This window comes from Bartonella sp. CL435QHHD (assembly GCF_042195095.1).
In the GTDB taxonomy this organism is placed as follows: domain Bacteria; phylum Pseudomonadota; class Alphaproteobacteria; order Rhizobiales; family Rhizobiaceae; genus Bartonella.
This window is the reverse complement of sequence record NZ_JBHINS010000054.1, coordinates 21,691-40,692: the sequence shown is the minus strand read 5'-3', so window position 1 is coordinate 40,692 and position 19,002 is coordinate 21,691. Positions and strand designations below refer to the sequence as shown.

Here is a 19,002-nt window from a genome sequence, read left to right as displayed (position 1 = left end):
AAGAGAGATCTCTTGTCGTTGAGCAAAAATAACGCTATAACAGAATGTAATCTCATAGCAAAATGGTTTATTCCATGCCTCGCTTTGTTTTAGGAGTGGTTGGAGAGACCTAAACATATAAAAAAGTTCCAGTGCTCTTGAGTGGGCGGTAACCTGCCTCATAGAAGAGGCGCAGAAGAGGATTTATAAAAATGGCAACGCAACTTTTGATGCCCAAAGCAACAGCTGTTTGGTTGGTTGATAATACAGCTCTTTCTTTTGATCAGATTGCAGAATTTTGTAAATTGCATGTCTTGGAAGTAAAAGCTATTGCCGATGGTGATGCGGCTTATGGTATTAAAGGTTTAGATCCGATTAGTTCTGGGCAATTGACGCGCAGTGAAATTGCACGGGTGGAGGCTGATCAAAACGCACGATTGAAAATTTCTCAATCTAGGGTGCATATTCCTGAAAAAAAACGTAAAGGGGCGCGCTATATCCCTCTTTCTCGACGCCAAGATCGTCCCAATGGTATCCTATGGTTGGTTACAAACCATCCCGAGTTGAAAGATGCACAAATTGCACGGTTGATTGGGACAACAAAAGCGACAATTGAACAAATCCGCCTTAGAACCCATTGGAATAGTGCAAATTTGGTTCCTCTTGATCCTGTAGGGCTTGGTTTGTGTTCGCAAATCGATTTAGATTTTGAGCTCCAGCGTGCGGCGAAAAATCGCCCTGTTGCTGCAGAAGAAGATAGGTCGTTGCTTCCCGCTTCTGTGACGGAAAACGCTGCTCTAGAGGAAAATGAGAGTGAAGACAATCTGCATAAGACTTTTGACGCTGATAAAGTTTTTGCAAAGCTGAACGCGCTGCAAAAAAATCGTCAAGATCAAGATCAAGATGATGCATAAAAAGCCATGACGCATAAGGGAAACATTTCTTATGGAAATGTTAGAGGAATGGCCAAAGAGAAGAAAAATTGGCAGAGACTTAAAAGTAAAAATGAGGACGAAAAAAAACAGAAAAAATTTCGTCTTCATTAGGAATTAACGGTTATTCTTAAAAATATTTTTAAGAATTGACCCTTCTTTACGAAATTCAAGGAGAAACGGACTATGCGCTCTACCAAAAAAACCATCTCTCATTCCTTAGCTATCCTCTTTCTTTTCTCACTATGCTTGGGTGGGTGTGGCAAAAAAAATGTTGGTGCACTTAACGGTATGAATGGCGCTTATATGAATGATGCTGGTTTGAATCAGATGTCACCAGGTTCAGGACAAGAATTTACGGTTAATGTGGGTGATCGCGTGTTTTTTGGTCTCGATTCTTCTTCACTTGATGCTGATGCTGAACGTATTTTAACGCGCCAAGCAGAATGGTTGCTTCATTATCCTTATTATTCTATTATGATCGAAGGTCATGCTGATGAGAGGGGAACACGTGAATATAACTTGGCACTTGGACAGCGCCGTGCTGTTGCTGTGCGAAACTATTTGGTGTCTCTAGGTGTGTCTGCACAACGGATTCAAACAATTTCTTACGGAAAAGAAAGACCTGTAGCAGTATGTGATGATATTTCCTGTTGGAATCAAAATCGACGTGCTGTGACAACGTTGAATGACATGAATAGTCATTAAAAAGAAGATTGTTTGTTTCAACTATTTAATAAGCTCTTAAGGGGAAAAAAGAATGTATCGTAAAATCAATTGGAAAACACTCTTTTATATGGGGGTTTTCATAGCTTGTTCTACTTCACTTGTTCAAAGTGCGGCACGAAAGGCTTCCGAATATCCTGCACATGATACGGATAAAGTTGATGCAGTTGATAAGGCAACTGATGATGTTAAGAAAGCGCCTGAAGCAGCCGATAAAGCAGCATCTGATGCGGCGGAAAAAGCCACTGACGCTGTTGATAAGGCTGTCGATGATGTGAAGAAAGCACCTGAAGCAGCTGATAAAGCAGCATCTGATGTGCTAGAAAAAGCCACTGACGCTGCTGATAAGGCTGTCGATGATGTGAAGAAAGCACCTGAAACAGCTGATAAAGCAGCATCTGATGTGCTAGAAAAAGCCACTGACGCTGTTAATAAGGCTGTCGATGCTGTGAAGAAAGCACCTGAAGCAGCTGATAAAGCAGCATCTGATGTGATAGAAAAAGCCACTGACGCTGTTAATAAGGCTGTTGATGATGTGAAGAAAGCGCCTGAAGCAGCTGATAAAGCAGCATCTGATGTGATAGAAAAAGCCACTGATGCTGTTAATAAGGCAATTGATGCTGTAAAAGAAGCGCCTGAAGCAGCTGATAAAGCAGCATCTAGCGCGGCGGAAAAAGCCACTGACGCTGTTAATAAGGCTGTTGATGCTGTTAAAGAAGCGCCTGAAGCAGCCGATAAAGCAGCATCTAGCGCGGTGGAAAAAGCCACTGACGCTGTTGATAAGGCTGTTGATGCTGTTAAAGAAGCTCCTGAAGCAGCTGATAAAGCAGCATCTAGCGCGGTGGAAAAAGCCACTGACGCTGTTAATAAGGCTGTCGATGCTGTAAAAGAAGCACCTGAAGCAGCTGATAAAGCAGCATCTAGCGCGGTGGAAAAAGCCACTGACGCTGTTAATAAGGCTGTCGATGCTGTAAAAGAAGCACCTGAAGCAGCTGATAAAGCAGCATCTAGCGCGGTGGAAAAAGCCACTGACGCTGTTAATAAGGCTGTCGATGCTGTAAAAGAAGCACCTGAAGCAGCTGATAAAGCAGCATCTAGCGCGGTGGAAAAAGCCACTGACGCTGTTAATAAGGCTGTCGATGCTGTAAAAGAAGCACCTGAAGCAGCTGATAAAGCAGCATCTAGCGCGGTGGAAAAAGCCACTGACGCTGTTAATAAGGCTGTCGATGCTGTAAAAGAAGCACCTGAAGCAGCTGATAAAGCAGCATCTAGCGCGGTGGAAAAAGCCACTGACGCTGTTAATAAGGCTGTCGATGCTGTAAAAGAAGCACCTGAAGCAGCTGATAAAGCAGCATCTAGCGCGGTGGAAAAAGCCACTGACGCTGTTAATAAGGCTGTCGATGCTGTAAAAGAAGCACCTGAAGCAGCTGATAAAGCAGCATCTAGCGCGGTGGAAAAAGCCACTGACGCTGTTAATAAGGCTGTCGATGCTGTAAAAGAAGCACCTGAAGCAGCTGATAAAGCAGCATCTAGCGCGGTGGAAAAAGCCACTGACGCTGTTAATAAGGCTGTCGATGCTGTAAAAGAAGCACCTGAAGCAGCTGATAAAGCAGCATCTAGCGCGGTGGAAAAAGCCACTGACGCTGTTAATAAGGCAATTGATGCTGTAAAAGAAGCTCCTGAAGCAACCGATAAAGCAGCATCTAGCGCGATGGAAAAAGCCACTAGTGTTGCGGAGCACCAAGGGATTATTTTAGAGAATCAACAGGCTTTATTTAAAGATTATGATTTAGATAAGCTTTTGCATAAGATACGAATGGTGCTTGAGCATAACAGTCTAAAAAATGTTAACAAGCAGTTTCACGAGCTTTTTGATACAGAAGCCTCTTCTGTTTATTCTTGTTCTTTTGAAAAGTCTGCTGTAGATGAAAAATCTCAGACTGTAAAAGAAGAGATAGAGCAGGACCATAGTACAGGTGATCAGACAAAGGTTGCTGCTGTGGAAGCTAAGGTGGAGAGCCATGATCATGAAAACAGTCAACCTTTTAACAAAGCGCATGAAGTAAGTGCTCCAATTGAAGCACATCAGAGTGACAATCTTTCTTCTTCTAAAGCTTTGTATAAGGAAGGGTATGATTTTATTCGTTCTGCTAACTATGTTGATGCTGAAAAAAGCTTTTGCGCTTTTCAAAATCGTTACAAAAAAGATTCTTTGAGTGATGATGCTTTATTTTGGTTGGCCGAATCTTTGTTGGGGCAAAAACGCTATCATGAAGCAGCACAAGTTTATCTTACCGCATGGTATGCAGATAAAAAGAAGCTCTATACCTCTGAGATTTTGCTGAAATTAGCAAGAAGTATGGTCGCTCTTGAGCCAAATAAAGACGATTGTGCTCATTTTGTGAAAAAATCAAAACGTCAACAAACATTAGCATCTGTTTTTTGTAAACCTGCAAAATAAACAGCGAGGTCGTTTTCGGTGTGCGTTAGACTGGCAAGAAATCTCTTTAAAACATCGGATTTTATTCAATGTCAGAAGTTGATTCTTGCCGTCTCAGGGGGAAGCGATTCTTTGGCTTTGATGTTTTTGGTCAAAGAGCATTTGGAAACTCTCGCATTTCCTCCAGAAATGATTGTTGTCACGGTTGATCATCAATTGCGTAAAGAATCGATGCGTGAAGCAGAAACTGTTGCGAAAATTTGTCGTGTCCATGATATTCAACATATCACTGTGCGATGGGAAGGCGAAAAGCCAAAGACGCATATTGCTTCCAGCGCGCGTGTTGCACGCTATGATCTCTTGGTTAAAGAAGCACAAAAACAAGGCGCATCACTTATTATGACGGGGCATACACTCAATGATCAGGTTGAGACCTATCATATGCGGTATCAACGTCTCCAAAAGAATAGAGGTGCTTTATATAGTGAAGCTGTTGCTATGCGCGATGAGGTTTATGCCAGTGGTTTTGCTGGTGCTTTGCGCGGTGAAGCCGAGGGTATACGTGATGAGGATCATACCAGAAAAACGAGAAAAAATATTGCCGAAAAAAACTATGGTCCCCTTTATGAGCGCGGTTTATCCTGTATTCCGCGTGAGGCGTTGTTGCATAGAAAAGTGCGTTTGATTCGGCCACTCCTTGGTGTAAAACGCCAAACATTACGGAATTATTTACGCTTACAAGGACAAACATGGATTGATGATCCAACCAATGAAGATCGCAATTTTGAACGTGTGCGCGTGCGTCAATCTCTTTCTCCACAAAAATTGGCTTATATTGCTCAAAAAATAAATGAAGCCGCATTGCAGCGTCGTCAACAAGCCAAAAATATTGCTGATTTGATCTTAGCGCTGGATATTACTGTCCAACATGGGCGTTGTTTCATAGCAAAGCCTGCGCTGTTTTTACAGAAACATTCCAGTTTTCCTTTCGTGGTGGGGCTCTTTGCTGTGCTGATGGGAGGGGGATTTTATTTGCTCCCCAATCAGAAATTAAGCATGCTTGTTCAAAAACTCTGTCTCGATTCTCCAGAAAAGAAGCGTTTTACTTATGCGGGTTCTGTTATTGAATATAACAAGCACGGAATTTCTTTGTGGCGTGAAGGGCGAAATATGAAAGAGGCTATCGTTGAGCCAGATAAAACTTTTATATGGGATGGGCGCTATCATATCACAAATCATGGATATGAGGCTATAAAGGTTGGAGCCGCAAATTTAGAACAGCTGAAATTTTTATTAAAAAATAGCGATTTTGAGCTTGAAAAGCCTCATTTTCCCTCTTTACAATCGCTGCTGATGATCTCAAATCATAAAGGGTATGATATTCCAGAGTTGATTTCTCAAGCAGTTGTTCATAAACATGTTATCGTCAAGCGGATTATGGCACCTTTCGATTGGCTTTCCTCACGAGAAGATGCTGCCTTGGTGAATGTTGTGGAACCTTTTTTTAATATTGAGGTGAAAAGATAAAGGAAAATTACTCTAAAAGAAAATAAACAGCTTCTCATCCCTTGGCAAGGGGCTGACAAGGTTATATGTTAAGGGGAACTGTTTGAAATCTATATTTGATTAAGTGGGCTGAATATGAATTCCAATTACCGCTCTCTCCTTATTTGGGGAGTTATTGCCTTGATTTTGATTGTGTCGTTTTCTCTCTTTAATGGAGATAGCCAACGTTCTGGTGGTGGAGAAGTCTCCTATTCTGAATTTTTGCAAAAAGTTGAGAATAATGAGTTGAAATCTGTGACCATTCAAGGTCAAAAATTAACAGGGAAAACCATTGAACATAGAGCTATTTCAACCTATGCTCCTCGCGATCCAGGTTTGATACAAAAGTTGGAAAGCAAAAACGTCAATGTTAAAGCTATTCCTGAAAGCTCTGGAAATAGCATTTTCCTCAATCTCCTCTTTTCCTTATTACCTGTTATTATTATCGTGGGGGCGTGGGTCTTTTTTATGCGGCAAATGCAAAATGGATCACGTGGTGCAATGGGATTTGGGAAATCGAAAGCAAGATTGCTTAATGAAGCGCAAGGACGTATTACCTTTAAAGATGTTGCTGGCGTTGAAGAAGCAAAGCAAGATCTTCAAGAAATTGTTGAATTTTTACGCGAACCACAAAAATTTCAACGCTTAGGGGGGCGTATCCCACGCGGTGTTTTGCTTGTTGGTCCTCCAGGAACCGGTAAAACTTTGCTAGCACGTTCTGTGGCAGGTGAAGCCAATGTGCCATTCTTTACCATTTCAGGGTCTGATTTTGTTGAAATGTTTGTTGGTGTTGGGGCAAGCCGTGTGCGCGATATGTTCGAACAGGCTAAAAAAAATGCACCTTGTATTATCTTTATCGATGAAATTGATGCTGTAGGGCGCCATCGGGGGGCTGGTCTTGGCGGTGGAAACGATGAACGTGAACAGACCTTAAACCAGTTGCTTGTCGAAATGGATGGGTTTGAGCCCAATGAAAGTATTATTCTTATTGCCGCAACAAACCGTCCTGATGTGCTTGATCCTGCTTTATTGAGACCAGGGCGTTTTGATCGGCAAGTTGTTGTGCCAAACCCTGATGTTTCTGGGCGTGAGCAAATCTTGAAAGTGCATGTGCGCAACGTGCCTTTAGCGCCTAACGTTGATTTGAAAATTTTGGCAAGGGGAACACCAGGATTTTCCGGTGCGGACCTGATGAATCTGGTCAATGAAGCTGCTCTTATGGCTGCGAGCCGTAATAAAAGAGTTGTCACGATGCAAGAATTCGAAGATGCCAAAGATAAGGTGATGATGGGGGCTGAACGTCGTTCAACCGCTATGACACAAGAGGAAAAAGAACTCACTGCTTATCACGAAGCAGGACATGCTATTGTGGCTCTTAATGTGCCGGTTGCTGATCCTGTCCACAAAGCAACAATCGTTCCAAGGGGAAGAGCATTGGGAATGGTGATGCAATTGCCTGAAGGCGATCGCTATTCTATGAGTTATCGGTGGATGATTTCTCGTTTGGCTATTATGATGGGTGGACGTGTGGCTGAAGAATTAAAGTTTGGAAAGGAAAATATCACCTCCGGTGCTTCTTCTGATATTGAGCAAGCAACGAAATTAGCACGCGCAATGATCACACGGTGGGGATTTTCTGATCTGCTTGGAAATGTAGCTTATGGCGATAACCAAGATGAAGTCTTTTTGGGTCATTCTGTTGCGCGAACACAAAATGTCTCTGAAGAAACAGCACGCATGATTGATATGGAAGTGCGTAAGCTTATTGATGATGCCTATAAAAATGCGACAAACATTTTGAAAACAAAAAGAAAAGAATGGTTTGCTTTGGCACAAGGTTTGTTGGAATATGAGACTTTAACGGGAGCTGAAATTAACGAAGTTATTGCAGGAAAGCCTCCTTCACGCACACAGAAAGATGAGGGTGCTGCGCCACGGGGGTCTTCTGTTCCAAAAACTGGAAAAATGAAGACAGAGACAACAGTGGTAGATGAAAAAAACGCTGAAGCAGTCTCTAAAACAGCGCCTCATAAAGTAGAGACCGATAAAGGCGAGGCAGATAAAGCAGAGGCAGCTGTTGGGAAAAAAACAGCAAAATCCAGTAATGTTGCGCTTAAGGAGGCTCAGTCTAAAGAAGTGCAATCGGATGAGACTGAGAAAAAAGCACAAAGCACAAAAGGTACTACAAAATCAGTCAACCGCTCTAAAAGTAATGCTGAAAAGAAGTCCAATACTGCGGGAGATGATAAAGAAAAATAAGAATTATTTAATACCGCTTGAGTGACGATGTTTTAGGAAAACTTCTAATTTTTTTGAGAAAGGCGCAAGTTTTGTTTGCGCCTTTCTTGTAATATTTGCAAAAATATGGAAGCAAAAAATTAAGCAAAGCCGTTGTATTATGACGGCTTTAGCATGCTACAAGGCGAGGTGGACTGTTGCTTTTCTAATGTGGTAGGGTTGTGAGGTTAGGCGATAGATTTCCTTGCTGATTTTGTAGGGTATGAGGTTTGGTGCTGGGTTTCTTTACGGATTTAGCAAGTGTGTGAGATTATCCGTTGGTTGTATTAAAGGGGTGTATAGAGCATTTTGAGGAGATAATATTGCTTTTATGTGGAAGGGTGTAAACATAATTGCTTGAGAGTGGTTTAGATGTGTAGATGGTGAATAGGGGGCTTGATTGTTTAAATGCATGAAGGTTTAGATCAATGATCTGATTTTATACGGGGAGCGGGGGGACTATTGTACCAAGGGGGCTTGTTAGGGGTTTAAGGAAAAGCCAAGGGAAGAATTATATATTAAAGGAAAGAGGCATGGTGCAAAAATATTTTGGTACAGATGGAATTCGGGGGAAAGCCAATTCATTTCCTATGACACCCGATTTTGCCATGAAGGTGGGGATGGCTGTAGGGGTTTTATTTCGCTCACAACATCAATCTCATCGTGTGGTGATTGGAAAGGATACACGATTATCTGGTTATATGTTGGAAAACGCTTTGGTTTCAGGATTGACTGCTGCGGGGATGGAAGCTTTTTTATTGGGTCCAGTGCCAACCCCTGCTGTTGCAATGCTTTGCCGCTCTTTGCGAGCGGATCTTGGAGTGATGATTTCTGCTTCTCATAATCCGTTCTATGATAATGGAATTAAACTTTTTGGTCCTGATGGTTTTAAACTTTCAGATGATATGGAAGCCAAAATTGAACAATTGATCGATACAGATCTTTCAAAATCTTTAGCAAGTTCTGCCGAAATTGGTTATGCAAAACGGGTTGAGGGGGATATTTATCGTTATATTGAATATGCCAAACGAACTTTGCCGCGTGATGTTCGCTTAGATACTGTGCGTATTGTTGTGGATTGTGCCAATGGGGCTGCTTATAAAGCGGCTCCCCGTGCTTTATGGGAATTGGGGGCTGAGGTTTTTGCTATTCATGATGAACCCAATGGGACCAATATTAATCAAAAATGTGGATCAACCGATTTAAGCTCTTTAAAACGAAAAGTGCATGAAGTGCGTGCTGATGTGGGAATTGCTCTTGATGGAGATGGAGATCGTGTTCTCATTGTTGATGAAAAAGCACAAACGGTTGATGGAGATCAGTTAATTGCTGTAATTGCTGAAAATTGGCATAAAATGGGACGATTACGGTGTAATGGTGTTGTCACAACGATTATGTCAAATCTTGGACTAGAACGTTTCTTGAATAGCAAAGGGTTGCACCTTGTAAGGACAAAAGTTGGAGATCGTTATGTTGTCGATGCCATGCGCCAAAAGGGATATAATGTTGGTGGTGAGGCTTCTGGCCATATCGTGCTCAGTGATTTTGGTACAACGGGTGATGGCTTGGTGGCTGCATTGCAGATTTTAGCCTGTATGAAGGAAAGTCAAAGCCCTATGAGCCAATTGTGTAAACGGTTTGAACCTGTACCGCAAATTTTAAAAAATGTAACGATTAAAAATAAAAATGTCCTGAAAAAAAATCCAGTCAAAACGGCCATTGATCAAGCAGAGAAGCGGTTGGGAAAAGAGGCACGGCTGGTGATCCGTGCTTCTGGAACTGAGCCGGTTATCCGCCTTATGGCTGAAGGCGATGCACGAGAAGTATTGGACACTGTCGTGACAGAGTTGATGGATGTTATTATTCATCATGATGTACGCATGGGGACTGCACTTGAGGAATCTTGATTTTTTTGAGAAAATTATCAGATCATCTTTGAATAAAGGTCTGATTTTAATGCGGGATTTTGGCAATTACAAAAGGTATGATTATTAACTCTGTTAGTGATGTAATAACGGTAATGGATACTCTATCTACGAACAAATTAAATAAAAAAGGGAAAAGTCTAATTCTAATAACTACAATGCGTATAGAGTTCTCTATAGTTCGTAAGATATAAAAAATATGCCTTTTTTTGATTTTCCTTTTTCTTTTACTTATTCGTAAACCGGTTATTAGTTTAACAGAGTTTGTAGGGGGGGAGTTTATTAGTGTTATTCATTCTTTTTACTGGACATACAGCGGGTGCAGCGCCCCATGAACATCAAACAGCAATGGTCATTGTGGTTATATCATCTTGATGTTTCTAAGTGCCGCTGCCAATTGGAGATATGATACGCTCCTATTACGTTTAGCTCCTCCTAATTATGAACTTATACTTTTCCAATAATTAGTAGAATAATGAGAAAGAGATGAGAATAAGCAATTTTTTCACGACAGTTCTAATGTTTATAAAGTAAAAAAAGCCGTGTGATGTAAAAATAATGAACATTTTTTGGATCTTGGAGGGGGACACTCTATATTCATTTATGATTTTAGGATTTAAACATAAAAGGATTGAAGCCTTCTATAATACTGGTACGACTGAAGGGATTAGAACCGCCCATGCTCAAAAATTAAAGCGTATTCTAAGTGCTCTTGAAGGAGATGTATCGCCAAAAGATTTTGAGTTATCCGTCCTTTTGGTTACATCTGCTAAAAGGTGATTTCAAGGATTATTAGTCAATTACTGTAAATGGAAATTGTCGCGTAATATTTCGCTTTGATAGCATAGATGTCGAAATGGTTGATTATCTGGATTATCATCAAAAAGGAGATCTAAACAATGATGAAGAATCCTTCACATCCCGGTGAATTATTGTGAGAAGATGTGATCAAAGAGCTTAGTTTATCCGTTAATGAAGCAGCAGAGTAGCTTGGTATATCTCGTGTAGCACTTTCTAGAGTTTTAAATGGAAAAGCCGCTATGAGTGCTAATCTTGCTATTAGGCTTGAAATGTCTGGTGTAAGCACAGCACGTGCTTGGCTTGCTATGCAAACAAATTATGATCTATCAAAAGCAATTTTTTAACAACAGTCTCATGATCAAGATTGCATAAAAGAGTTTCAAATGGCAGTTAAGTTTTTGCAACAGAGACGTATACAAGAGCTAAATCATGCGTATGAGCGTACAAGGTCAAAAGATGTAACGCGGATAAGACAAGGCAATAAAATCTTGTTTCTATAGTCTGTTTGGCTATAATAAATATAAGCAAAGGAGGGTTTTAATATGTTGAGTGAAGAGGAAATTAAGCTGCGTCGCTTTTATGCTGAAAATGCATTGGCAAGCCAACGTTTAGAGGGATTAGAGCCAGATCCAAAAGTCGTTGAGCAAATGGAACGTGTTATTATTGGAGAGCTCGAAACAAGTGATATCCTCAAAGATTATATGGAGAGGGTAAAACGTGGAGAAGTATAAGGGGAGCGGTGATTCTTATACTGATCCTGAAACTGGTGTGATGTATAATCGGTTTGGTATTAAAGACAAAGCCACGCTGCAACGTGTAGAATCTACGATTTCTTATGTGAAATCTTTCGAATTTGTACATACTCCTATTGGTGGTAAGTTTGATCTGGATTACATGAAAGAGATTCATAGAAGACTGTTTGGCGACATATATGAATGGGCGGGACAAGTTCGTTTAGTGGATATTGCCAAAGGCAATAGTATGTTTGCTAGTTATAATCAGATTGAAAGTTATGCACCGAAGATTACAAAAAAGCTTGCAAAAGAACAGTATCTGCGTGGTCTTGGCGCTTATGACTTTAGCCAAAGGGCTGGGTATTACATGGGCGAGTTGAATGCGTTGCATCCGTTTCGAGAGGGGAATGGGCGCACTCAGCGCGAATTTATGGTGCAACTTGCTCGTGAAGCTGGTTATCATATCAACTGGAAGGGTATTGAGCGACAAGAAATGACACGTGCGTCAATTGAAGCACATTTTGGTAATTCAGAATATCTGTCTGCACTCATCTATAAGAACCTTACCAAGTTTACAGAAAATAAAAGGGATGATGTTTCTCAAGGTATTGGCAAAAATATTGCTTTTTGCGTTGATCTTAATAAAGAGTGCTTGGAACAACAAAAAGAGAAGATTGAAACTCCTTGGGATAGAGAAAAGACAAGTTTTGCTAAACGTCAAAAAGAAGAACTTGAACAATTACAAAATGATTTGAATGTTGTTGCAAAAGCAACAGAAAAAGCTCCATACCTTGCTGCTTATATAGATAATTCTAATCTAGAACAGAAGGTGCTAAGCGCTCTTAGAAATAAAAAATCTTACATTGATGTGTTTAAGGAGTTAAACAGTCATTTAGCATCTATTTATAGAGATCCACAAGAGGCTGCGCTTAGGATTGAGCAAACGATTTTAGCAGGTAAAGGCGATAAACTCTCTGATATTTTGGATAGGGCACCTGATAGAGCGGGCGAACTGCGTGGATCAGATCGTTTTATCGATAAATTGAAGGCTACAGGAAAAGAACGAAAAGAAGCGCTTTATCATGTTCCTCTTGCACTTTCTTCTATTAAACTGCTTCAATCCTTTTATGAGAATTCTTATGAGACGCTGATGGTTAGTGTTACACGGGAGCGTGAACAGTTAAAAGTTGAAGTCCCCTCGCTTTCACAAGAAGCAGTGACTTTTATGAAAAATGTTGAAGCTGGTTGTGATAGTTATTCAAAGATACCAGAGCAGGTTAATCAAGAGTTTTTAAAGCTACAAATTGTTTTAGATAAACGTTTTGGACATGATGCCATTCATAAATATGGTTTTGATTTATCAAAAGCAATCCCCAAAGAACAGTCTCATGATCAAGATTGCATAAAAGAGTTTCAAATGGCAGTTAAGTTTTTGCAACAGAGACAACAGGAGAAAATCAACGCAATAGCGCGTGCAAGATCAATAGATATGATACGGTAAGGGCAAGGATAAAGCCTTATGCTGTATAAGCCCTATTAAGCCATACGGTAAAAGAGAGGTAATCAAAGGAGGTGTTTAATATGGGTGTGACAAAAGATGTTGTACGTGCCTGCATAGATAGGGCGTTAAAAAAATCCGGTGAAATATTAGCAAGTTTAGGACTTACGGTGTCTGATTTCATCCGTATTGCTTTGACAAAAGTTGTTCATGAAAAAGGATTGCCGTTTGATATGTCTATTTCTAATGCGAAAACGCTTAAAACTTTCGAGAAAAGTGACAAGGGTTAAGAGAAGTGACAAGGGTTAAGAGAAGTGACAAGGGTAAAGAGATATAGCTGAAGATAGGTAAGATTTGTTTTGTCATTTGGATATTTGATATTTCTGATCATTCACTTCAAATTAGCTTTTAATTTACATCATTATCGTTATGGGTGTTTCCGTATATTGAATGATGTATGCAAACCGTGATTGAAATGGCAGCTTATTGAATTTCTGCAAAAGAAGAAGGCATATCGCCTGAATAATTATTTGATATTGTTTCTTTTATTGCTACTCATTCAGATGCTGGTGGTCTTATGCAAGGTATGAGAGAAAGCCAAGGAAAGTTAGGTTTAAAAGCATAAGAGTAAAAGTGGGGGATATAAGGTTATACCCTTTTTTGGTGGTTAAAATATTCCGGTGTTGATCGAAGATATTTACAGTCAATCATCTTGAGGTAATTTGACAAAATCAGAGAGGAATGCGTTGAAGAAAATTTTTATATTGCGCCTTGATGAATATCGAAAAGAATAATAATGGATAAGGCACATAAAGCAGGATCTCGTATATTACAAGGTGCTCGTGAAGCTCTTGTCTGAAGTTAAAGGTGAAGCGGATACTAAATTTGGTATCTATATTCCTGCAAATGTTGATGTCAAAAAAATCAGAAAAAATATAGGGTTATAGATATCATTTTCGGCACGTTTTGGTTTTCCTGTGGGGCGCATTCGTGATTGGGAATGGGGATGATATTTTTACTTCTTTTTACTTGTTGTTTTCGATTATTGACACTGAACTTGAAGCGATTAATCGTGTTTTTAAGAAAGCTCTATTGGTATAAAAGGGGTGTGAGGGGTAGCGTTTTTTAAAAAGCATCACGGCGTTTGAAGGGGTCGTAATAGATTTCTGTTACACGAAATTTTCCTTCGAGGCGTTTACATTGGATGATGACATCTATCATCGAGATTAATAAGCCGCGGATATCATCGCGCGCTAAATTACCACCACCGTCACTTTCTTTGACTAAAAGGGTCATTTGTTCAAAGGCTGCAAGGGCTGTTGAGGCGTGGACGGTGGTAATGGAGCCGGGGTGACCAGAGTTGACATTACGGATGTAGTAAAAGGCTGTACCATCACGCAGCTCTTGTAGAAGGATTCTGTCGGGGCGCATGCGTAAGCCTGATTCAAGCAGTTCTTTTGCACCTGCTTTTGCTAAGCCTTGGTTATCTTTTGAATAAAAGAGCTGCACTTTGTTGGCGTGCGGAACGACAAGTTCTGGTGTGTCTTCAATGGTGAGAATTCGTTCATAGTCAGGGATTTTTGCAATTAAAGCTTTGGAGAGGGTTGTTTTACCAGAACCGGTTTTGCCCGATATTAAGATATTTTGTTGTGTAATAACGGCTCTTTCTAAAAAGGTGCAAAAGTCTTTGGCCAGAAACAAATCTGTTAGTTTTTTGTCTGTATCAGAGAGTTCGGATAACCGTTCTGTCATTTGTTGCGTGGGTGTGAAACTGGTGTTTTGGGCAACAGAAAAAAGATTGTTTTCATGTAAACTTTCAAGAGAAAAAGTGCGTGATGAAGGTTTACGAATGGTCATGCTAATGGTATTGGCTGCAACTGCTGGAGGCATAACAATTTGTATGCGTTCGTTGTTTGGCAGTGTTGCGGAGAGAACGGGATTTTCTACACTGATTTTTTGTGTTGTGTAGGCAGCAACAACTTTTGCAATCCCTTCTAGTTCGCTGTAGGTTAGTTCTTTTAAGATGTGGGTTTGCCAACCATTGGGACCCTCAACGATTACTTCGCCAGGGCGATTGATAACAATTTCAAATAAATTCTCATCATTGAGGAAATCATCTAAGATCTTTAATTTTGTTAAGACGATGGAGGCGCGTTCTGCATTTTTTGCTGATGGCATAATGTGACTTTATTGGCTTAATGAAAAAAGGAATAGCTGGGAGTAGAGCGGTTTCTTTTGCTCTTTACGACTAGTTTATAGACAGAGGAAAAATCGAGATCTTTTGCTACGAAAATGTTGACGAGTTCGCCTTGAAATTTTTCTAGGGTAGGAGGGATGTTGATTTGATTTTCAAGAGCAATACTGGCGGCCTCTTTTCCAGTGTTGTTTGCGCCTTCAAAACCGCCGCCTCCAGAGTTGTTTGAACCTTCTTTATTGGAATTGCCTACTATTTTATTTGTTAAAACTGTTGTGGCACCATCAATAACGGTGAGTAAAAGGGAAGAGCCAAAGCGTTCCCACCAATGGGTGTTGATGTTGCCATCAAAACCGGCTCTGCCTAAACTGTCGGTTGCGGGTGAGGCAAGGTCGATGATGACACCGGTTGGGGTTTTTGCTCTTGTCCAGAGTACAAAGAGGCGAGATTGACCTTGTTTTATCCCTCCGCGGTATTCGCCAATCACTTGGGTTCCTTTATCAAGCAAAACAACGCGCCCATTGTCAGAGAGGATATCACGGTTGATGATGCAGCTTGCAAAGCCTGGTTGCTCACTGTTTAATGCGGTTTCTAAGATACAGGGGATAGAGGTTCCCATGGCGATGATAAAGTTTCTATTGCCGATGAGTTTTGCTTTTGCTTCTTCTGTTTTGGTAGGCTTTAATAGGGTTGCAAAATTTTGTGTGTTTTGAAGGGCAGGAGAATTTTGCGCATTCGCGAGATTTTCAAGGGTATGGAATTTTTCAAAGGGGTTGAGAGTCGTGTTGACGATGTCTTTTAATTGAGATTTAGAGCCTTTGGCAAAAGCGAGAACAGGGGCACGTCTTGCGGCATCAAGTAGTGGGTCATCTTTTTTGGGTTCTTGTGCGAGTGGTTGTGGGGGTGGTAAGGTTATTGGCGCTATGTTGGCACGCGGGTCAGAGGGCGCGAGCTCTAAAGGGGCGAGGGAATTGTGAAAGCTTTTTTCTTGTTTTTTATGAGCTTTTGCGGTGTCTTTTTGTTCTGTGGGGGAGGATAAGATGTTCCAGAGCACATAGCCGCAGATTCCTATACAGGCTATTGCGACAACTATTTTTTTGCCAGCGCTTTTGGCGCTATTGTTTTTGCCATCCCCAATAGATCCGCGATCTTCGATGATTGATTTATCACTCATGTGTTGTCCCCTTCAATTCCCGCTTATTTAAAGATCTGATGCAATTTTACGTTCAACAGATGGTGAGGTTGTTCCGGTATTTGGATTTGTGCCTTTTGGTTGATAGGCTTCGTTAAAGACGCATAGGACGTTTTTTCCCTGTCTTAGGGTGAAGCGTGCGCTAATGGCATGGACAATCACCATGTTGCCTCTTGTGGTTTTGGGAACCAGCGATTCTGTACCGTCATTGCTGACAATGTAAATGGCAGGGATTTCTTGGTTGTCTGGAAATGTAAATGTTGTGGTTTTGCCATTGTCATAAACGGAGGAGGGTTCGAGAGTGATAGAGCCTTGAGCGGTGTAAGCCCAATTGCGAGGTCCGTAGGTTTCAGAAGCGTTGAAGACATTATCGATACGCTGGGCTTGTTGTTTTTCTTGTCGCATAAGGGCTGCGAGTCTTCTTTGTTCTGCTTCTTCTTGTGGGTAGCGAAATTTCACAAGGAAATATGTTTCTTGTCCAGATGAAATTTCCCCATCTTTGACCATGAGTTCAAATTGATAGGAGCGCTTTGAGCCATCAAGCTTTGTGGTGACGACTTGGAGATTGGTAATGGGTTGGACTTCCCGCGCTTTTAGGAAAAGAATATTGCCAGCGGGGGCGACTTCCCATGCAACGCTGTTGCCAATTGCTACATGGGCAATTTCTTCATTGGGAGAAAATTCTATTTGTACCGATGAGCGTATGGAGCCAATAATTTTTGTGACATTATAGGCATCATAGTTGATAAAGCGAATGCGGCTATCGCTTGGCGCACGGGTGGGAAAAATACTGGCATGGCTAGGCGTTAAAGAAAGGGTAATAGCGATGTTAAGAATGAGAAAAAGAATTTTTTTTGTCATGATCAGTTGACCACTTCCGGATCGGTTCTATATTCACTAACAATAAACCCTAGAGGATTTATCAAACGGTTTTGGACAGAGATAGGGGCATTGATATATTCAAAGGTAAGTGTTGCAACCCAGTGGGTGATGAATTCTTTGTTGGTTTCATTGTCATGAATGGTTCTGTAGTAACGCACTTGGGCGACATCGTCATTGATAAAGGAGATTGATTTTATTGTTATTGTAACAGCGGCGTGTTTATAGAGAATTTGAGGACTTTGGGGATTTCTTGCTCCATACCAGCTGGCAAATCTTTCCTGTTCTTCAGAAGAAGAGAGGAGGGAGACGGTTTGGAAGTTGTGTTGTGTTTCTTCTGTGGTGAAGCCTTCACGGGAGCGGACATATTTTGCAGCAAAGTAGCGTGTGATTGCTTCGTCGACATTGGTGGGACCTTCTTTTAAGGCTTCCACAACTTCGGTGATGCCGGTTGAATTGTCGACGCGGATGACAAAAGGTTCCACGGTTTTAAGGGGTGTGAGGGTGATGACCGCGAGAGAAGACAGTATTGCAACAGCAACGGCGATGCCGGCAATGGCAAGCGAGACGCGGGTGGTGCGGCGTGAGGCGAGCATGCGATCTTGATCGAACGAGCGTGCTTCAGCAATGTATTGTTCTATATCTTTTTCTTTCATGCTTTTTGCCCGCAATTTTTGTAAGATTTGATTTCTTCATCCGTTAATTTTTGTGCCAGAAGCATTTCCAGCTTACCTTCTACGGGTGAAGGGGTGTTGTTACTGATGATAATGGGCGTGGGCGTGGGTTTTTTCCCTTCCCAATTCCACATTGATCTGTTGAGTGGACGTTTAGAATATCCATCACACTTTGGGAGTGACTTCAGTGTGTTTGGTGAAGACACACAGCCACTGAGAAAGAGAAATGGTAAGATAATCCCAATTTTTTTAAATTCCCGCATTTGAACTTAGACCTTTTTTAATAGTGATGCTAATTTTTTAATGCCCCTTGTTGCTGCATTAGCAGCTCGTCCACTTAGTTGAGCCGTTGCTTTAGCAACTGGTCCTGATCCTGTAAGGGAGGCTCCCCCAGAGGCTAAAGCTGATGCGATATCAGGGAGTCTGAGGAAAAGAAAAATACCACCAAGACCAACAACCAAGAACTGAATTAAAGTAGTGAAGATATTGTCAACACCTCTTGAAAAAATGTTCATTGAAATGTTAACATATAAACCACCAAGCAGCACGACTAACACATATAAAATGATGAAGTTTGCAACTTGCCCTAACCATGCTTCTGTGAATTTTCTGGTTGAGAAAAACATATAGAGGCTTATGAAGAGTGGTCCTATTGATAGGACAAGAAACAAACCCAATTTAGCAAATAATGAAACAACAAAACCGACTAGACAAAAAAAGGCAGCAACTACTAGGCAGATAAAACCAGCAATCCATGTCGCAATAAACATCCCCATTTGAGTCAGACCCGTGTACTGGTTTGCTGCGTCCAAAACCTGTGCTCCAGCTTGGTTCATCATATTGTCCCATACATTTCGATCCACATGTGCTCCTTGTGTGACATTTGAAATGGCATTTGGCAGATCATGGAAAAATATACCACTGACCCACTCATTATAAACATCGGCGTTTGTGGCAAGTGAAACAACGATGCCGAGTTTGAAAGTTGTCGCTATAAATTCCCATAAGGGCATGGAAGAACGCCCATAGATGATATTGTAGCCCATAAATATAATGTAAATTGTACAAGACAGCTTAAGCGGAGCACCTAAGCTTGATGAGAGATTGTGAATGATTTCATTCATTGTCTTTGTAATGGGATTCATCAACATATCATCTATGTCAGTAAATACGCCTTTGGTTACTATTGCCATTGAGATGCTCCGT

At 41.1% G+C, this 19,002-nt stretch carries 16 protein-coding genes and 1 pseudogene; 11 read left to right on the top strand and 6 right to left on the bottom strand.

The features are described from left to right. Positions 1–191 precede the first annotated feature (191 nt). From ACFILH_RS02880 to ACFILH_RS02830, 11 genes and pseudogenes are all read left to right on the top strand, one after another. Positions 192–893 carry a DUF1013 domain-containing protein gene (locus ACFILH_RS02880; protein ID WP_273790461.1) on the top strand — a complete coding sequence of 234 codons (702 nt, stop codon included), beginning with the start codon at positions 192–194 and terminating at the stop codon, positions 891–893. A 204-nt stretch (positions 894–1,097) separates the two neighbouring features. Beyond that, on the top strand, positions 1,098–1,619 hold the full coding sequence (gene pal / locus ACFILH_RS02875) for a peptidoglycan-associated lipoprotein Pal (protein WP_273790460.1): 522 nt from the start codon (positions 1,098–1,100) through the stop codon (positions 1,617–1,619). A 52-nt stretch (positions 1,620–1,671) separates the two neighbouring features. Beyond that, positions 1,672–4,098: a tol-pal system protein gene (locus tag ACFILH_RS02870; protein WP_375667331.1), complete on the top strand. Its 2,427-nt coding sequence runs from the start codon at positions 1,672–1,674 to the stop codon at positions 4,096–4,098. Between the two features lie 18 nt (positions 4,099–4,116). Continuing rightward, positions 4,117–5,604, top strand: coding sequence for a tRNA lysidine(34) synthetase TilS (gene tilS / locus ACFILH_RS02865; RefSeq protein ID WP_375667329.1), 1,488 nt, complete (start codon positions 4,117–4,119; stop codon positions 5,602–5,604). Positions 5,605–5,718: 114 nt separating this feature from the next. Then, on the top strand, positions 5,719–7,881 hold the full coding sequence (gene ftsH, locus ACFILH_RS02860; RefSeq protein ID WP_375637580.1) for an ATP-dependent zinc metalloprotease FtsH: 2,163 nt from the start codon (positions 5,719–5,721) through the stop codon (positions 7,879–7,881). A gap of 551 nt (positions 7,882–8,432) precedes the next feature. Further along, positions 8,433–9,806, top strand: coding sequence for a phosphoglucosamine mutase (gene glmM, locus ACFILH_RS02855; RefSeq protein WP_375617881.1), 1,374 nt, complete (start codon positions 8,433–8,435; stop codon positions 9,804–9,806). A 576-nt stretch (positions 9,807–10,382) separates the two neighbouring features. Beyond that, positions 10,383–10,604: a hypothetical protein gene (locus tag ACFILH_RS02850; RefSeq protein ID WP_375643271.1), complete on the top strand. Its 222-nt coding sequence runs from the start codon at positions 10,383–10,385 to the stop codon at positions 10,602–10,604. A gap of 164 nt (positions 10,605–10,768) precedes the next feature. Continuing rightward, positions 10,769–10,969, top strand: a pseudogene (locus ACFILH_RS02845) (HigA family addiction module antitoxin). A gap of 198 nt (positions 10,970–11,167) precedes the next feature. After that, on the top strand, positions 11,168–11,356 hold the full coding sequence (locus ACFILH_RS02840) for an antitoxin VbhA family protein (RefSeq protein ID WP_273790453.1): 189 nt from the start codon (positions 11,168–11,170) through the stop codon (positions 11,354–11,356). Continuing rightward, the gene (gene vbhT / locus ACFILH_RS02835) at positions 11,343–12,860 is read left to right on the top strand and encodes a type II toxin-antitoxin system protein adenylyltransferase VbhT (RefSeq protein ID WP_375637581.1); all 1,518 of its coding nucleotides are present in this window, start codon (positions 11,343–11,345) and stop codon (positions 12,858–12,860) included. The genes ACFILH_RS02840 and vbhT overlap by 14 nt, the downstream gene beginning before the upstream one ends. A gap of 80 nt (positions 12,861–12,940) precedes the next feature. After that, entirely contained in the window at positions 12,941–13,147 is a 207-nt protein-coding gene (locus ACFILH_RS02830; RefSeq protein ID WP_375637582.1) for a type II toxin-antitoxin system RelB/DinJ family antitoxin, read from the top strand. A gap of 835 nt (positions 13,148–13,982) precedes the next feature. Here ACFILH_RS02830 and virB11 read toward each other — a convergent pair. From virB11 to ACFILH_RS02800, 6 genes are read right to left on the bottom strand one after another with little or no spacing between them, the layout of a single operon-like run. After that, on the bottom strand, positions 13,983–15,035 hold the full coding sequence (gene virB11 / locus ACFILH_RS02825) for a P-type DNA transfer ATPase VirB11 (RefSeq protein WP_375630942.1): 1,053 nt from the start codon (positions 15,033–15,035) through the stop codon (positions 13,983–13,985). Positions 15,036–15,052: 17 nt separating this feature from the next. Continuing rightward, positions 15,053–16,225, bottom strand: a complete 1,173-nt coding sequence (gene virB10 / locus ACFILH_RS02820; RefSeq protein WP_375667327.1) for a type IV secretion system protein VirB10 — start codon at positions 16,223–16,225, stop codon at positions 15,053–15,055. Positions 16,226–16,252: 27 nt separating this feature from the next. Continuing rightward, complete coding sequence (virB9, locus tag ACFILH_RS02815) at positions 16,253–17,104, bottom strand: P-type conjugative transfer protein VirB9 (RefSeq protein WP_375630944.1); 852 nt, start codon at positions 17,102–17,104, stop codon at positions 16,253–16,255. A gap of 2 nt (positions 17,105–17,106) precedes the next feature. Further along, positions 17,107–17,778, bottom strand: a complete 672-nt coding sequence (locus ACFILH_RS02810; RefSeq protein ID WP_375630945.1) for a virB8 family protein — start codon at positions 17,776–17,778, stop codon at positions 17,107–17,109. Next, positions 17,775–18,059 (bottom strand): type IV secretion protein VblB7, encoded by a 285-nt coding sequence (locus tag ACFILH_RS02805; protein ID WP_375620968.1) that lies wholly within the window; start codon positions 18,057–18,059, stop codon positions 17,775–17,777. The genes ACFILH_RS02810 and ACFILH_RS02805 overlap by 4 nt, the downstream gene beginning before the upstream one ends. 6 nt (positions 18,060–18,065) lie before the next feature. Then, the gene (locus ACFILH_RS02800; RefSeq protein WP_375667326.1) at positions 18,066–18,989 is read right to left on the bottom strand and encodes a type IV secretion system protein; all 924 of its coding nucleotides are present in this window, start codon (positions 18,987–18,989) and stop codon (positions 18,066–18,068) included. Positions 18,990–19,002: the final 13 nt, after the last annotated feature.

What these genes read in the sequence shown, in the direction of transcription:
- ACFILH_RS02880 (WP_273790461.1), top strand. Translation starts at nt 192, where the DNA reads ATGGCAACGCAACTTTTGATGCCCAAAGCAACAGCTGTTTGGTTGGTT.
- pal (WP_273790460.1), top strand. Translation starts at nt 1,098, where the DNA reads ATGCGCTCTACCAAAAAAACCATCTCTCATTCCTTAGCTATCCTCTTT.
- ACFILH_RS02870 (WP_375667331.1), top strand. Translation starts at nt 1,672, where the DNA reads ATGTATCGTAAAATCAATTGGAAAACACTCTTTTATATGGGGGTTTTC.
- ftsH (WP_375637580.1), top strand. Translation starts at nt 5,719, where the DNA reads ATGAATTCCAATTACCGCTCTCTCCTTATTTGGGGAGTTATTGCCTTG.
- glmM (WP_375617881.1), top strand. Translation starts at nt 8,433, where the DNA reads ATGGTGCAAAAATATTTTGGTACAGATGGAATTCGGGGGAAAGCCAAT.
- ACFILH_RS02850 (WP_375643271.1), top strand. Translation starts at nt 10,383, where the DNA reads ATGAACATTTTTTGGATCTTGGAGGGGGACACTCTATATTCATTTATG.
- ACFILH_RS02840 (WP_273790453.1), top strand. Translation starts at nt 11,168, where the DNA reads ATGTTGAGTGAAGAGGAAATTAAGCTGCGTCGCTTTTATGCTGAAAAT.
- ACFILH_RS02830 (WP_375637582.1), top strand. Translation starts at nt 12,941, where the DNA reads ATGGGTGTGACAAAAGATGTTGTACGTGCCTGCATAGATAGGGCGTTA.
- virB11 (WP_375630942.1), bottom strand. Translation starts at nt 15,035, where the DNA reads ATGCCATCAGCAAAAAATGCAGAACGCGCCTCCATCGTCTTAACAAAA.
- virB10 (WP_375667327.1), bottom strand. Translation starts at nt 16,225, where the DNA reads ATGAGTGATAAATCAATCATCGAAGATCGCGGATCTATTGGGGATGGC.
- virB9 (WP_375630944.1), bottom strand. Translation starts at nt 17,104, where the DNA reads ATGACAAAAAAAATTCTTTTTCTCATTCTTAACATCGCTATTACCCTT.
- ACFILH_RS02810 (WP_375630945.1), bottom strand. Translation starts at nt 17,778, where the DNA reads ATGAAAGAAAAAGATATAGAACAATACATTGCTGAAGCACGCTCGTTC.
- ACFILH_RS02805 (WP_375620968.1), bottom strand. Translation starts at nt 18,059, where the DNA reads ATGCGGGAATTTAAAAAAATTGGGATTATCTTACCATTTCTCTTTCTC.
- ACFILH_RS02800 (WP_375667326.1), bottom strand. Translation starts at nt 18,989, where the DNA reads ATGGCAATAGTAACCAAAGGCGTATTTACTGACATAGATGATATGTTG.